The 14,114-nt window shown below is 70.1% G+C and carries 14 protein-coding genes; 9 read left to right on the top strand and 5 right to left on the bottom strand.

Annotated elements, in window-relative coordinates; genetic code table 11:
* Window positions 1-17 precede the first annotated feature (17 nt).
* Window positions 18-479, top strand: a complete 462-nt coding sequence (locus tag OID54_RS12645; RefSeq protein ID WP_329018379.1) for a hypothetical protein — start codon at window positions 18-20, stop codon at window positions 477-479.
* Window positions 480-741: 262 nt separating this feature from the next.
* Here OID54_RS12645 and OID54_RS12640 read toward each other — a convergent pair whose 3' ends face one another.
* From OID54_RS12640 to OID54_RS12620, 5 genes are all read right to left on the bottom strand, one after another.
* On the bottom strand, window positions 742-1,185 hold the full coding sequence (locus tag OID54_RS12640; protein WP_329018375.1) for a VOC family protein: 444 nt from the start codon (window positions 1,183-1,185) through the stop codon (window positions 742-744).
* Window positions 1,186-1,277: 92 nt separating this feature from the next.
* Window positions 1,278-1,676: a VOC family protein gene (locus OID54_RS12635; RefSeq protein ID WP_329018373.1), complete on the bottom strand. Its 399-nt coding sequence runs from the start codon at window positions 1,674-1,676 to the stop codon at window positions 1,278-1,280.
* An 88-nt stretch (window positions 1,677-1,764) separates the two neighbouring features.
* Window positions 1,765-3,120 carry an FGGY-family carbohydrate kinase gene (locus OID54_RS12630; protein WP_329018368.1) on the bottom strand — a complete coding sequence of 452 codons (1,356 nt, stop codon included), beginning with the start codon at window positions 3,118-3,120 and terminating at the stop codon, window positions 1,765-1,767.
* Between the two features lie 2 nt (window positions 3,121-3,122).
* A complete protein-coding gene (locus OID54_RS12625; RefSeq protein ID WP_329018365.1) occupies window positions 3,123-4,142 on the bottom strand; it encodes a zinc-dependent alcohol dehydrogenase in 1,020 nt (339 codons plus the stop codon).
* A gap of 53 nt (window positions 4,143-4,195) precedes the next feature.
* Complete coding sequence (locus tag OID54_RS12620) at window positions 4,196-5,728, bottom strand: amidohydrolase family protein (protein WP_329018362.1); 1,533 nt, start codon at window positions 5,726-5,728, stop codon at window positions 4,196-4,198.
* 204 nt (window positions 5,729-5,932) lie between these two features.
* Between OID54_RS12620 and OID54_RS12615 the strand changes: the two genes are divergently transcribed.
* From OID54_RS12615 to OID54_RS12580, 8 genes are all read left to right on the top strand, one after another.
* Window positions 5,933-7,474: an aldehyde dehydrogenase family protein gene (locus OID54_RS12615; protein WP_329018359.1), complete on the top strand. Its 1,542-nt coding sequence runs from the start codon at window positions 5,933-5,935 to the stop codon at window positions 7,472-7,474.
* 102 nt (window positions 7,475-7,576) lie between these two features.
* A complete protein-coding gene (locus tag OID54_RS12610) occupies window positions 7,577-8,062 on the top strand; it encodes a VOC family protein (protein ID WP_329018358.1) in 486 nt (161 codons plus the stop codon).
* Between the two features lie 5 nt (window positions 8,063-8,067).
* Window positions 8,068-8,781 carry a FadR/GntR family transcriptional regulator gene (locus OID54_RS12605; protein WP_329018354.1) on the top strand — a complete coding sequence of 238 codons (714 nt, stop codon included), beginning with the start codon at window positions 8,068-8,070 and terminating at the stop codon, window positions 8,779-8,781.
* Window positions 8,782-8,870: 89 nt separating this feature from the next.
* Window positions 8,871-9,236 carry a cupin domain-containing protein gene (locus OID54_RS12600; RefSeq protein ID WP_329018352.1) on the top strand — a complete coding sequence of 122 codons (366 nt, stop codon included), beginning with the start codon at window positions 8,871-8,873 and terminating at the stop codon, window positions 9,234-9,236.
* Window positions 9,237-9,442: 206 nt separating this feature from the next.
* A complete protein-coding gene (locus tag OID54_RS12595; RefSeq protein WP_329018350.1) occupies window positions 9,443-9,802 on the top strand; it encodes a VOC family protein in 360 nt (119 codons plus the stop codon).
* A 322-nt stretch (window positions 9,803-10,124) separates the two neighbouring features.
* Window positions 10,125-11,234 carry a BMP family ABC transporter substrate-binding protein gene (locus OID54_RS12590; protein ID WP_329018347.1) on the top strand — a complete coding sequence of 370 codons (1,110 nt, stop codon included), beginning with the start codon at window positions 10,125-10,127 and terminating at the stop codon, window positions 11,232-11,234.
* The gene (locus OID54_RS12585) at window positions 11,209-12,966 is read left to right on the top strand and encodes an ABC transporter ATP-binding protein (RefSeq protein ID WP_329018344.1); all 1,758 of its coding nucleotides are present in this window, start codon (window positions 11,209-11,211) and stop codon (window positions 12,964-12,966) included. Before OID54_RS12590 ends, OID54_RS12585 begins: the two co-directional genes overlap by 26 nt.
* Window positions 12,963-14,105, top strand: coding sequence for an ABC transporter permease (locus OID54_RS12580; RefSeq protein WP_329018341.1), 1,143 nt, complete (start codon window positions 12,963-12,965; stop codon window positions 14,103-14,105). The genes OID54_RS12585 and OID54_RS12580 overlap by 4 nt, the downstream gene beginning before the upstream one ends.
* Window positions 14,106-14,114 lie beyond the last annotated feature (9 nt).

The following is a 14,114-nucleotide window of genomic DNA, read 5'->3' as shown; positions in this document are numbered from 1 at the left end:
CCATCAGCCCGTCGACGATGACTGACCCCGAGGGCCCTGTATATCGGGCGGAGGTCATTGCCGAGATCGTTGCCGAGGCCGAACAGGACGGCGACGGAGGGACAGGGGCGGCTCGGCTGGTGCTCGGGAGGTTCACCACCCCTTATGCAGGACGTGCGTTGCGGTGGACCTGTGTCCAGGCGTCCCGCATCGCCAACGGACTGGACCCCGATCCCGATGTGCCCTGGTCCAGCACCCTGACCTGCATGGACCCCGACGATTGGCTCGACCTCGGGGACGCGCCCACGCAGTTGCGCAACTGGGTGGCGGATGAGGAGGGGCGAGTGGCCGCCTATCGACGGTTGCGGGACGGCGACCCCTTCACGCTCACCGCGTCGGACTGGTCGGGGCGATATGTCCTGGTCGTACGGACCGTTGAGCCGGGAGCCGATACCGAAACTGCCGCGCTCGGGCGCCCGGATGACGCCAGGGCCGGATGAACGGATGCTTGCTGATCGGCTTCGGCACCTGGTGATCCGGGAGCTGCCGGACGAGCGAGAGGCGTCGGAGGCGGGAACCACAGTCCCGGGTGCGGCGTTCGGGGACGGTCAGTCCTGTCGGACGGCGTTCGGGGACGGCAGGTGGTGGCGGTCGGCGGTGTGCTTGGTTGCGCCGCGGAAAGGCACGCACTCGGCCGGGGAGATTCCAGCCGAGTGCGGTGTGCCGGGCGGACACGGTACTTCGCCGTGACGCCTTGTTCCGTCAGCTGTCGGACTCCGCCGCGGCGGCCTCGCCCGCGGCATCCTTCTCGTCCGCGTCCGGTGCGCGCCACATCACGATCTGGTTCCCCCACGGGTCCAGGAACGAGGCGTGGTGCCCGTTGAACTCCTTCCAGAAGCTCTGCTCCCACAGCGCGGTCGCGCCCAGCAGCACCGCCTTGTTGAGGTAGTCACCGGGAGGGGCGTCGACCAGGATGTAGACGCGGGTGTGCAGGCCCGAACGCGGCTGCGTCGGCAGCGGGGCCGGGTCCGGGTACTGCTCGGTCTCGCTGAAGATGCCCAGGTGCAGGCCCTCACCAGGCACCACCTGGTGGAAGACGCCCTGCGGACGGGGGTTGATCGTCCAACCGAACAGCTCGCGGTAGAACTCCGTCGACGCCTCGACGTCGGGGGTGGGGAGATCGACGAAGATCAGGGTGTTGGTCATGGCGGTTCCTCGGGCTTTCTCGGTCGTGCCTGGTGGTTCGTGGAGTACGCGATGGGCCGCCGGAGCCGGGACGGTGTCGGCGGCCTACGGATCTACGCCTTCGCCTCGGGGGCGTGGCCGCTCTTGAAGTAGGTGCCCTTGTCGCGCCAGAGCACGACTTCATTGCCCCAGGGGTCACGGAACGCCGCGTACCGGGCCTCGAACTCCTCCCACGGCTTCTCTTCCCAGAGCACCGAGGCGCCGCCTGCCACGGCCTTCTCCAGATAGGCGGGCGGCTCGTCGACCATGACGTAGATCCGCGGCACCGGACCGCCCGTGGAGGGGCGTTCGTCCAGGTGGATGCCGAGGTTGGGCTTCACACCGGGCAGCACCTCGGAGAACTTGCCGGCCGGGCGCCGGTTGAAGGTCCAGCCGAACAGGTCCGCGTAGAAGACCGAGGTGGCCTCCACATCGGGGGTCGGCAGATCCATGAAGATCACGGGGTTGGGCATTTCGACTCCATGCTCGATGCTCGTTCGGTCACCGCGCGGCACTCGCGCGGACCGTTCCCTGCTGTGCGACCGTGGGCCGCGCGTTGGCTCAGACCGCTGCCGGGGCGGCCGTTCGGGCTTCTCGTTCGGCGACCCGTGCCACGCCCGCGTCCCCGAGGGCGAGGAACTGCCGCAGCCCCTCCTCGTACACCGGATCGGGCTCCGGTTCGATCAGCGTCATCCGCGGTCGGGGCCAGTCGCCGCCCCGTCCCTTCCCCGGTGCCGGCCACCAGCCGGCACCGGCGCCCGCGGCGAGCGCCGCGCCGTAGGCGGCGACGTCCACCGGATCGGGCACCTCGACCGGCACTCCCAGGACCGATGCCTTCACCGAGCACCACAGTCGGCTGCGGGCCGGCGAACCCGCGCAGACCAGGGTGCGGATCGGGGCCTGTTTGGCGGCCAACTCCAAGGCGATGTGCGCCAGTCCGTACGCGGCGCCCTCCAGCGCCGCCCGAGCGATGTCACCCGGGCCTGCCGATGCGGACAGACCGTGGATCTCACTGCGGAGCGCCCGGTTCCAGCGGGGCGCCCGCTCGCCCTCCAGATAGGGGATGACGGTCACGCCCCGAGCCCCGGGGGGCACATCGGCCGCCAGCGCCAGCAGATCGGGGACCTCACGTCCGGTGAGACTGCTGAGCCACTCCAGCATCAGACCGTGGGCCGCGACCGGTCCGCCGACGATGTCGAGTCCCGGTACGGCGCTGGGCAGTGCGTAGTGATCTGCGGCCGGGGAACCCGCGGCGACCGCGACGGCCAGCCCTCCGGTGCGCCCGCCCGGGTCCATAGCGCGGCCCGGCTCGTCGAGCCCGCCCGCCCAGAACGCCAGGTACGCGTCCTGCGCCCCGGCCACCAGGGGCGTACCGGCGACGAGACCACTGTCCCCACTGACTGTTCCGACCACCGAACCGGTCGCGGCAGGGGGGCCGTAGCCGTTCAGCAGCGGGTCCCCGGGCCAGCGGGACTGGTGCCGGTTCGCGCCGAGTTCGGCCATCACCCAGTCATACAGCTGCCAGACCACGGCACCGGAGCCGTACTCCTCGCCCAACAGCGCGCTCTGGGCGTGGTGCTGCTCCACCGGGGAGCCCGTGGCACCGGCCGGATGGCGGCAGGTCAGCGCCGTCGGCCCACCGGTGCCGGTCGCGATCGTGGTGGGGCTCTGGCCGCCGAAACAGAGCGCTACCGGGTGCGCCGCGGACGGCAGTTGGGCCGCCAGTCGGCGCACCGATTCGACGGCACCGGCCAGCCAACCCCGGGGGTCGGCATGGCCGGGCTGCCAGGACGCGGCGCCCGAGTAGCCGGACGTGGCGCTGCCGAGGGTGCGGCCTTCGGGGTCAAGGGCCAGCGCACGGGCGGAGTTGCTTCCCAGGTCGACCCCGATGACGACCGGAGCGGACGCGGGCGACACGGTCAGCCGCCCACGAGGACTCGGTAGACCGGCGACTTCGCGGCCAGTCGCAGCGCCTCGTCCACCTCGGTGAGCGGGAACTCCGCCGTCACCAGTGCGTCGAGGTCGGCGCCGAGCCGACCGGAGGCGATCAGTGCCGCAGCCTCGGTCCAGTCCTGCGGCTCATGGCTGAAGACACCGAGGACGGTCAACTCGTGGTGGTGGATCAGATCCGGGCTCAGTCCCTCGGACAGCTCCTTGGGGAATGCGCCGAACAGAACGACCGTACCGCCGTCGTCGCACATCGACACCGCCGTCTCCAGGGCGCCGGGCGCACCCGCGGTGACGAACACCAGGTCCTGCTTGCCGCCGGTCGCCACCGCTTCTTCGGGGGTGCTGGTCCAGTCGGCGCCGGCTTCACGGGCCTCGGACAGCCGGGCGTCGCTGATGTCGATGAGCCCGACCGAAGCGGCTCCGCGGAGCTTGGCCAGGGCCAGGTGCAGTCGGCCCATGTACCCGGCGCCCACGACGGCCACCCGGTCACCGGCGCGCAGTCCGCCGAGCCGTGCCGAGTGGGTGACGCAGGCCAGCGGCTCGCCCATGGCCGCGTGCCGCAGCGGCGCTGAGCCGGTGCCGAACGCCTGCGCCGCGGGCACCTTCACCAACTGGGCCAGTCCGGCGCCCATCGAGATCGTTCCATCGGTGAGTGCACCGCCCTGCGGCTGCTTGCACAGCGCGGAGCGGCCCCGACGGCACGAGGTGCAGGTGCCGCAGCGGGTCAGCAGGTCCAGGGTGACGGTGTCGCCGACCTGGGGGACGCCCGGCAGCACCGCGACCTGGGAACCGACGGCCACGACCTCGCCCGCGACCTCATGGCCGGCGGCGACCGGGTAGATGGGCTTGGTGCCCAGGTAGAGCCGGCGTTCCATGGTGCACAGACCACAGGCGCCGATCTTGACGAGCACGTCCTGCGGACCCGGTACCGGATCGGGCTCGTCGCGCAGTTCGACCTGCTCGGCCGCGGTGATGACGGCGATCTTCATACGGACACTCCCAGAGGCTAGGGGGATGGAGGACGGTGGATCTTCGGGCGTACTCAGTGCGCGGGGACGATCGGCCAACTGGGGCGGGCCGGCACTCCGGACCGGGTCAGGAGGTCCGCGGAGGCCCCGGCGGCTTCCGTGTGCAGGGCGGTTTCGTCGACGGTGGTGCAGTGGTGGTCGCGGACGACGGCCCGGCCGCCGACCAGGACATCGCGCACCGAGCGGCCGTCGGACGACCACACCAACTGGTGGGCGATGTCACCGCGCGGCGCCCACTGGGGCCCGCTGGTCGCATGGACCACCAGGTCGGCGTACTTGCCCGGCTCCAGGGAGCCGATCCGGTCGGCCATGCCGATGGCCTCGGCGCCGCGGATCGTCGCCAACTCCAGGGCCGCCGCGGCTCCGAGGGCGACGGTCGGATCGACACGCATGTCCTTGGCGAGGCCCGCGGCGAGCGCCGCGGTGCGCAGGATGTCGGAACTGTCCCCGGCGTTGCCCGAGTCGGTGCCGAGGGCGAGCCGTCCGCCGCGTTCGAAGAGTTCGCTGTGGCGGCCCGCTCGGGTCACCCCTTGGCCGAGGCGGAGATACGCCCAGGGGCAGTAGGCGACGGCGGTACCGCTGCCGAGCAGGGCTTCGACCTCGCTGTCGGCCAGCCAGACCGCATGCGCGAGCAGCAGGTGTGGCCCCAGCACCCCCAGATGTGCCAGATGGTCGACCGGGCGGCGGCCGGTGGTCTTCAGATAGTGCTCGGGGTCGGACTGGGAGGGGGAGAGGTGCATGGTCATCGGGGCACCGGTGGACCGGGCCAACTCCGCGGCCCCGGTGAGCAGTGCGTCGGATGCCAGACCATGGCCGACGAGGGTCACCCAGCCCTCGATCTGCCCGCCGGCCGGATAGGTCTCGACGATCTCGCGGAGGCGGTCGAGGACTTCGGGTGCGGAGGCGGCGAAGGGCGCTCCGGGCACATCCCAGCCCCAGGTGCCGATGGTGCCGCGGATGCCGGCCGTGTGCATGGCGTGGGCGACGGGGTGGGGATGGGCGACGGTACCGGCCTCCACCAGTGTGGTCACCCCGTTGCGGAGGTTCTCCACACAGGTCAGCAGGGCGGAGAGGGTGTCGTCCGCGGCCGTGTGAGCGGCATGCAGGGGTACGGCCCAGGCGTCGATGGAGGCGCCGGGCGCCAGGTCGTCGGGTATCCAGGCGCGGGCCAGCGGATCACCGGTCTGGTGCTGATGGGCGTTGATCATGCCGGGGGTCACGACACAGCCGCGGGCGTCCAGTTCGGGGGTGCCCGGCCAGCGCTGCCGCAGTGCGGAGGTGGCGCCGACGGCGAGGACGCGGTCCCCTGCGATGGCGACGGTTCCGCCTGCGAGGACCTCACGGCGGGCGTTCATGGTCACCACATCGCCCCCGGTGACCAGCAGGTCCGGGCGTGGTGTGCGGCCACTGTGGCCGTCGCCCGGCTCGGCGCGTGATGCGGTGCCCTGCTCGGTGCGCGCCGTCGTGTGCACTGCGGTGGTCGTCGCGTACGGACCCCCTGCCGGCACGGCAGTGGGCCGCACGGCAGCACCGACGCTGCCCGGCACACTGCGGACACCTCGGTCGCTTGAGTCGGCGTCTATCACCATGACCAGGGAGATTAGGTCGCCGACGCCCGCTGAACATCGTGGCCGGGAGCACAATCAACCGCGCTTGGTCCATGCCGGGAACACGATGCGGGCGCCTCCCCCGGCCGACAACCTGGCACGCATTCGTCCAAAGTGTCCAGGTAGTGAGAGGGAGTAGCCGCGATGCGTGCCGCGACGTCCGAACAGGGCCCCGACGACAGCTCCGGCGCCGAGCCCAGGTTGCAGCCCGGCTGGCTCAGCACCGAGCCCTATCCACAGCTGATCGGCGGCAAGGAGGCCACTGACGGCACGCCGCAGCCGATCACCGACCCGTCCACCGGCGAGCAGCCGGCCCACTTCCTCGCCGCCACCGAGCAGGAGGTGGAAGCGGCCATCGCCGCGGCCCGCGCCAGCTTCGACAGCGGCGTCTGGCGGCGGATGCCCGGTCCGCGCAAGGCCGAGGTGCTGGAGGCGGCAGCGGCGGCGATCCGTGCCGACGCGCCCAAGCTGGCCGCGCTGGAGGCGCTCGACACCGGCAAGGGGGTCTCAGGTGCGCTCGTCAACGATGTGTACGAGGCCGCCAACGCCTTCTCGTACGCCGCGGCCGTGGCCCGTACCGCACACGGTGACGCCCGCCGTGCCACCTTCCCGCCTGAGCTGCTGCCGGGCGGCGGTCCGCAGATCCTGACCGTGCGCCAGCCTGAGGCGGCGGGAGTGGTGGCCGAGTTGCTGCCGTGGAACGGTCCGTTGATGACGGGCAGCCAGCGGATCGCATCCGCCCTGGCCGCGGGCTGTTCCATCGTGGCGAAGCCCCCCGTGGACGCCGTGATCACCCTGGTGGAGCTCGGGCGCATCCTCACCGCGGCCGGACTGCCCGCAGGTGTCCTCAATGTGGTGCTGGGCGCAGGCAGCAGGGTCGGCGAGAAGCTGATCACCGACCCGAGGATCGATCTGATCAGCCTGACGGGCGGCACCGACACGGGCCGTCATGTGATGGCCGCAGCCGCCCGCAATCTGACCCCGGTCCATCTGGAGCTCGGTGGCAAGTCACCGGTCGTGGTCTTCGCCGACTCCGATCTGGAGCAGGCCGTGGGTTGGGCGATGATGGCCGCCTTCGTGAACATGGGCGAGGTCTGTGTCGCGGGCAGCCGGCTGCTGATCGAGGAGTCCGTCTACGACGAGGTGATCCATGGGGTCGCCGAGGCGGCGGCCCATCTCCCGATCGGGGATGCGCTCGACCCCTCGACCTTCATCGGGCCGCTGATCAACGCACGGCACGCCGAGCGGGTGCGCGGCTATGTGGAGCGGGCCGTAGGGTCCGGCGACGCCAAGCTGATCGGCTCCCCGTCGGTACCGGACGGCCTCGGTTCCACCTTTGTGGCGCCCACCGTCCTCGGAGGTGTGCGCAGGGGCTGTGAGCTGGAGCAGGAGGAGGTCTTCGGGCCGGTGCTTGCGGCGATGTCGTTCAGCTCCGAGGCCGAGGCGATCGAGCTCGCCAACGGCACCAGCTACGGCCTGAACGGCACCGTCTTCACCCGCGACCTGGAGCGTGCCTTCCGCTTCGCCGACTCCTTGGACTGTGGCGAGGTCAATGTCAACTGCCACTTTGCGCCAGATATGAACGGCGGCCGTGGCGAGCCCCGCAAGTCGAGCGGATTCTCCCGTACCGGGGTCGACGCATACACCCGGATCAAGGCCGTGAACGTACAGGTGCACAGCGGGTGAATCCTCGCTTTGTGCTCCTGAAACAAAGACCCGCATGGTCTGGCGTCCCTACCTTCTGAACGTCAGACCATCAGTCCGAAAGTCCGGAAGGAGTTGTTGGCGATGGCGATCACCGGCATGAACCACGCGGTCCTCTACGTGCGAGACGCTCGCAGGACCGCCGCTTTCTACCACGAGGTCCTCGGCTTCGAGACCATCATCGAAGGCCCTCCGGGCAGCTTCGTCTTCATGCGCGCACCTGCATCCGACAACCACCACGACATCGCCTTCTTCACCATCGGCGACAAGGCGACGGCGTCCGAGGCGGGCGCCAAGACCGTGGGGATGTACCACATCGCCTGGGAGGTGCCCTCGCTGGAGGCGCTCGCCGAGGTGCGGGAGCGGCTGCTCAAGGCCAATGCCCTCAAGGGCGCCAGCGACCACGGCGCCAACAAGAGCCTCTACGCCCTCGACCCCGACGGGCTGGAGTTCGAGGTCATGTGGCTGGTCCCGGCCGAGCACTGGGGCGATGAGGCCCACCAGGCCATCGTCCGGCCGTTGGACATCGAAGCCGAGATGCGGCGCTTCGCCGTCGCGAGCGGCTCCTGACGACCATGGACCCCATCCAGTTCGCTCCCGTCTCCCGCACCACGGTCTCCGAGAAGGTCCGTGACTCGCTGCTGGAGAGCATTCGGGACGGTGCGCTCGCGCCGGGCGCCCGGTTCCCCGCGGAGCGGACGCTGTGCGAACAGTTCGGTGTCGCGCGGACCTCGGTACGGGAGGCGGTCCAGGGACTGGTCTTCCTGGGCTGTGTCATCAAGCGCGGCAACCGCTTCTTCGTCGCCGAGAACCTGCCCGATGTCCCGTTGGGAGGGGATGACCGGCGTAAGCGCAACATCTCGGAACTGTTCGAGGTGCGGCAGGTCACCGAGGTCGCCATCGCGCGACTTGCGGCCCTGCGCGCGAGCGATGCGGAACGCGCCCAGATCGCCGCGCTCGCGGCGGAGTTCGGCCCCGGGCTGCAACTGGAGGAGTTCCGGGACCTCGACCGGAGGTTTCACCTGGCGCTCGCCCGCGCCTGTGGCAACCCCACCCTGCACGAGCTGTACCGCAAGGCGTTGGACGCGGTGTTCGCATCCGAGGACTTCTCCTCGCTGCTGGACGCCGAGAACAACGCGGCGGCGGTCCGCGAGGTGATCGCGGAGTCGTCGATCGCCCATGTCCGCATCGCCGACGCGGTGACCAGCGGTGATCCCAAGGCCGCCGCCCTGGCCGCAGCCGAGCACCTGGGTGAGGTCGAGAAGCACATGATCGCCCGCATGTTCTGACCGGCGCCCCCGCCGCGAGGGGCGGGGGACCGGCACCACGGCGGGCCGCGAGGGCCGGACGACCGGCCCAACAGAGAGGACGTTCAACCGTGAGCGACGCAGAGCACGTCTGGCCGTTCGACGAGTCCGAGTTCACCGAGATCAAGCCCGGCTTCCGTCGACGCGTCTACACCGGGGACGACATGATGCTGACCTTCTGGCGCATCGAAGAGGGCCGCGGCCCCACCCCGTACGACAACCACCCCGACAACGAGCAGTGGGGCATCGTCCTCAAGGGGAAGCTCGACTTTCGGATCGGCTCGGACGAGCGCAAGGTGCTGGGCCCCGGCGACGTCTACTGGGCGCCCAAGGGCCATGACCACGGCGACAGCCTGTTCATCGGCGACCCCGAGCATGGCGAGACCTGGATTCTCGACATCTTCACCCCGCCGCGGGAGGAGTACCGCAACGGCTGACCGCCCGTCAGTCCGCTCTACTTCGCCACCCAGGTCACCACCACAACCGTTCCGCCCGGCCGGTCCGTTCACCGGACGCCGGCGCGGCGGTCCGCCGACGACGCCACGCGCGAGTCCCGCGACCCGTCGGCCGCACCACCCCTTCCCGCTTTCACCAGCACTTCCACCCAGGGGCGACGAACCCCTTTACACGCCGGAGGAATCCCGTGAACATCGGCAGCCTGCTGATCGGTTCGGACAACGTCGAGACGATGAAGTCCTGGTACCGCTCGGCCTTCTCCGTCACCGAGAACGACGGCGGCGCCTTCCCCTTCGGCGCAGTGCAGCTCTTCATCGAAGAGCACAGCGAGGTCGCGGGCCCCAACAAGGACGCCGCCCGGATCATCATCAACCTCGACGTGGAGGACTGCCGCGTCCTGGAGGCGCACCTGCTGCCCCTGGACGTCACCTGGGTCCGCAAGGTGGAGCAGATGCCCTTCGGACTGATCGGCACCCTCGCCGACCCGGACGGCAACTACGTCCAGATCATCCAGTGGGGCGCCAACCCCGAGTCCCACAAGGACTGAGGTACACCCCGCACACTCCGCATCGGGTGCTCCCCGGCCAGGAGGCACCACCACGGCACCACCGCACATCAGCAACACAGCGACACCCCTGATTTCGGGCCGCGGCCCCGTCGATCCGATGAATCCGACGGAACCAGTGGCTCCCCCCACTCCTGCAACTCCCGCAGCACACACGTACGACCACAGGACCGATGGACGACCACCGGCGCGGTGCCGGCACCGTCCACACCCTCATCCGCTCCGTCGCCGACGGCGGAGCGACCGGTTCACAGGCCGCCGTACGAGATGCCTGATCCGCGCCGAGTCGTCTGGAGACACTGCCATGAAGAGAATGCTGAGAGCCGTCGCAGGACTGGTCGTCGTACCAGGACTGATGCTGACCGCCTGTGGAGACCCCCAGACCGACGGTCCCAAGAAGGAAGCGACCAAGGCTGCCGAGAAGGGCACCAAGGCCGTCACCGGCACCCAGGCCGGCACCCTGCCCAAGGGCGAGCCCGATGTGAACGGTGACGGCAAGGTCGTCATCGGTGTGATGAGCCCCGGCGACACCAAGGACAAGGGCTACTACCAGAGCTTCGTCGACGAATCACAGAAGTTCGCCGACGAGAACGGCTGGAAGCTCACCATCGTCGACAAGATCAACCCGGCCGCCGCGGTGCAGCAGGCACGCAACCTCTGTCGGCAGCGCGTCGACATGGTCGCGATCGGTGCCAGCGAACTCAAGGACGCGCTCTCCGCCTCCACCGAACCCCAGTGCAAGGGCGTCACCTGGTACATCAGCGGTGGCATGGGCGTGAAGCAGACCCCGGAGTTCACCCAGTCGCTCGACTTCATCAACGAGAGCCTCTACGCGGCCGGATACGCGGCCGGACTCGTCCTCAAGGACAACGGCGGTAAGAAGGCCGGCTACATCACCGGCCCCGACCTGGACTTCGCCCGCGCCGTCGCCAAGGCGTTCAGGGCCGGCATCAAGGCCGTCGTCCCGGACGCCGAACTCATCGAGAACTACACCGGTGACTTCAACGACTCCGGCAAGGCCAACGAAGCCGCCAACGCCCAGCTCTCCCAGGGCGTCAAGGTGATCTACCCGTATCTCGGCGGCGCCACCGACTCGGTGACCCGGATCGCGAACAAGAAGGGCGTCCCCGCCCTGACCCCCGGCACCGACCGCTGCGGCGACGCCAGCGGAGTGAAGTACGCGATCTCCGTCGTCTTCAGCCCCGGCGCCTACTTCGCCGGAGCGCTCAAGGACTTCAAGGCGGGCACCCTGCGCATGGGCGTCGCCCGTGAATGGCACCTGGGCAAGGACCCCGTGCCCTACGTCAAGCTCTGCGAGCCGAAGGGCGATCAGGAGGCGCAGCTCAAGAAGCTCACGGAGGACATCGGCAGCGGAAGGCTGAACGTCGATGACGCCGTCGCCGGCAAGCAGTAGCCCCATCGCACCGGCCCTCACCACGGAGGGCACGGCGGAGACGGACACCCCCGTCCTCCAGATGGTCGGCATCAGCAAGAGCTTCGGGCCCGTCTGTGCCTGCGGTGACGTCGACCTCAACGTGGCGGCCGGAGAGATCCACGGTCTGCTCGGTGAGAACGGCGCGGGCAAGAGCACCCTGATGAAGGTCCTCCTCGGACTGGTCACCCCCGACGCCGGGCAGATCGTCCTGCGCGGCAAGCCCGAGGTGATCTCCGACCCGCTCACCGCAGCGGCCCGCGGGATCGCCATGGTCCACCAGCACTTCAGCCTGGTGGGCAGGCTCACCGTCTGGGAGAACATCGCCCTCGGTGACCGAGGCGGCGTCGACCGGGACCAGATCCGCACCGTCGTCAGGGAAGTCGGCGAACGCTACGGCCTCGCCGTCGACCCGGACGCCAGGGTGGAGGACCTGTCCACCGGCGAACGACAGCGCGTGGAGATCGTCAAGTGCCTGCGCCGGAACCCGGACGTCCTCGTCCTCGACGAGCCGACCTCCGTGCTCACCCTGGAGGAGTCACGGGACCTGTTCACCGTGCTGCGCCGGGTGGTCGCCGACGAGGGCAAGGCGGTGATTCTCATCAGCCACAAGCTCGACGAGATCATCCACGCCACCGACAAGGTCACCATCATGCGGCAGGGCCGGGTGGTGGGCCGCAGGGTCACGGCCGAGACCGACGAACGGGCCCTGGCCCGCGAAATGGTGGGCCGAGAACTGTCCAAGTGGACGGCGGCCACCGCGGTCGGTGTGATGGACGCACTGATCGAGCCGGGCCAGACCGAGCCGGTGAGCGGTCCGCAACTCGAAGTGGCCCAGGAGCCGACGACTGCCGATGAGCCGTCGGCCTCCGAGCCACCGGCAACACCGGATTCAGTACCGGAGGGGTCCGTGGCGGCGGACCCCTCCGGGGGCACCCCTGCCGCGACCACACTGGACCCACAACCCACCGGCGTACTCCTGCGCATCAAGGACGCCCACGCCGTCAGCCCCGAGAAGATCCCGCTGCTGCGCGGACTGAGCCTGGAACTGCGCGCCGGGGAGATCCTGGGCATTGCCGGCGTCGAGGGCAATGGACAGGCCGCTGTGGGCGACCTCTTCTCCAGCCTGCTCCCGCTCACCTCCGGCACCGTCGAGGTCAACGGCGCCGCCGTGGCCGCCGGCCGAGCCGGAGCCATGCACGCCGCCGGTGTCGGAGTCATTCCCGAGGACCGTCACGCCTCCGGTTGCGTCCTCGACATGAGCGTCGCCGAGAACCTCGTCCTCGCCGACCTCCAGGGCATCAGCAAACGCGGCTTCCTCAGCCGCGGTCGACTCAACGAGCGGGCCCGCGCCCTCATCGAGGAGTTCGAGATCGCCACCCCCTCGCCCGACACGCCCATGCGGCTCCTGTCGGGCGGCAACCAACAGAAGGTCGTCCTCGCCCGCGAACTCTCCGCCCGACCCCGGGTGCTGGTCGCGGCCCAGCCGACGCGCGGCCTCGACATCGGTGCCATCGAGTACATGACCGAGCGCCTCCACGAAGCAGCCAAGAGCGGCATCGCCGTACTGCTGCTCTCCACCGAACTCAGCGAGATCCTCACCCTTTCCCACCGGATAGCGGTCATCCACCGCGGAACGATCGTCGGCGAGATGAACCGCTCGGACGTCGACGTCGAGCGCCTCGGCATGATGATGGGAGGCCAGCACGCATGACCAAGCTCCTTGAGGCCCCGCATGCCGCCCGCACCGCGGGGCCCCCGGGCCCCGCGGCACCCCGGACCCGGCCGCCGATCACCCAGCGACTGCGGACCCCGGCCCTCTACGCACTCTCCCTCTCCCTGGCCTTCGGCATCGCCGGACTCCTCGTCGCCGTCGTCGGCAAGTCCCCGGTGGACGCGGCCGTCGCCATGTACGAGGGCAGCCTCGGCAGCGGCTCCTCGGTCGGCCAGAGCATCGACCAGGCCGCGCCCCTGCTGATGGTCGCCATCGGATCGGTGATCGCCGCCCGGGCCGGCATCTTCAACATCGGCCAGGAAGGACAGTTGGTCATCGGGGCCGCCGTCGGCGCCTCGGTGGGACTGTTCATGCCCGGCCCCGGCTGGTTCGTCCTGACGATGATCCTGCTCTGCGCCGCGATCGGCGGCGCGCTGTGGGCCTCCATCGCCGCAGTCCTCTACTACTGGCGCGGCGTCGACGTCGTCATCGCCACCCTGTTGTTGATCTTCGTCGCCAACCAGGTCGTCTCCTTCGCCGTCAACCGGCCCTACCTCCTGCGCGAGCAGGCCGTCCCCGGCCAGACCACCGCCTCCCAGTCCGACATGCTCCGCGAGTCGGTCTGGCTGCCCCGCTTCGGCGAGTACCCCGGCTTCAACATCGGCGCCGGCATCTTCATCGCCGCCCTGCTGGCCGTCGGCGTCTACCTCGCCCTGACCCGCAGCCGCTGGGGCTTCCGCATCCGACTGCTGGGCCTCAACGCCAAGACCGCCCACCGGGCCGGCGTCGGCGCAGTGGTCGTCGGCGGTGGCGCGCTCCTCGCATCCGGTGCGTTCGCGGGACTCGCGGGCGGCGCCATGCTCACCGGCAGCGGCTACCGCATCCAGGACGGCTTCGCCGACAACGTGGGCTTCGACGGACTCCTCGTCGCCCTCGTCGCGAAGGACAACCCGCTCCGCGCCATTCCCGTCGCACTGTTCTTCGGCGCACTGCGCGCCGGTGGCGGATTCCTCGCCTCCACCGGCATCCCCCGCTACATCGTCGCCGTGGTCACGGCCCTACTCGTCCTCGCCGTCGTCTTCCCCACGGCCTTCGCCGAGATCCAGCGGCGCCGAGTCGCCCGTACCACGGACGCCTGAGGAGGCATC

This window comes from Streptomyces sp. NBC_00690, assembly GCF_036226685.1.
In the GTDB taxonomy this organism is placed as follows: domain Bacteria; phylum Actinomycetota; class Actinomycetes; order Streptomycetales; family Streptomycetaceae; genus Streptomyces.
Note: the sequence above shows the minus strand (reverse complement) of the source record. Positions and strands in the feature narration are given on the sequence as shown.

Bases quoted from the DNA above. Each gene is read 5' to 3' on its own strand.
- OID54_RS12645 (WP_329018379.1), top strand. From the start codon at position 18: ATGACTGACCCCGAGGGCCCTGTATATCGGGCGGAGGTCATTGCCGAG.
- OID54_RS12640 (WP_329018375.1), bottom strand. From the start codon at position 1,185: ATGACCAACACCCTGATCTTCGTCGATCTCCCCACCCCCGACGTCGAG.
- OID54_RS12635 (WP_329018373.1), bottom strand. From the start codon at position 1,676: ATGCCCAACCCCGTGATCTTCATGGATCTGCCGACCCCCGATGTGGAG.
- OID54_RS12625 (WP_329018365.1), bottom strand. From the start codon at position 4,142: ATGAAGATCGCCGTCATCACCGCGGCCGAGCAGGTCGAACTGCGCGAC.
- OID54_RS12615 (WP_329018359.1), top strand. From the start codon at position 5,933: ATGCGTGCCGCGACGTCCGAACAGGGCCCCGACGACAGCTCCGGCGCC.
- OID54_RS12610 (WP_329018358.1), top strand. From the start codon at position 7,577: ATGGCGATCACCGGCATGAACCACGCGGTCCTCTACGTGCGAGACGCT.
- OID54_RS12605 (WP_329018354.1), top strand. From the start codon at position 8,068: ATGGACCCCATCCAGTTCGCTCCCGTCTCCCGCACCACGGTCTCCGAG.
- OID54_RS12590 (WP_329018347.1), top strand. From the start codon at position 10,125: ATGAAGAGAATGCTGAGAGCCGTCGCAGGACTGGTCGTCGTACCAGGA.
- OID54_RS12585 (WP_329018344.1), top strand. From the start codon at position 11,209: ATGACGCCGTCGCCGGCAAGCAGTAGCCCCATCGCACCGGCCCTCACC.
- OID54_RS12580 (WP_329018341.1), top strand. From the start codon at position 12,963: ATGACCAAGCTCCTTGAGGCCCCGCATGCCGCCCGCACCGCGGGGCCC.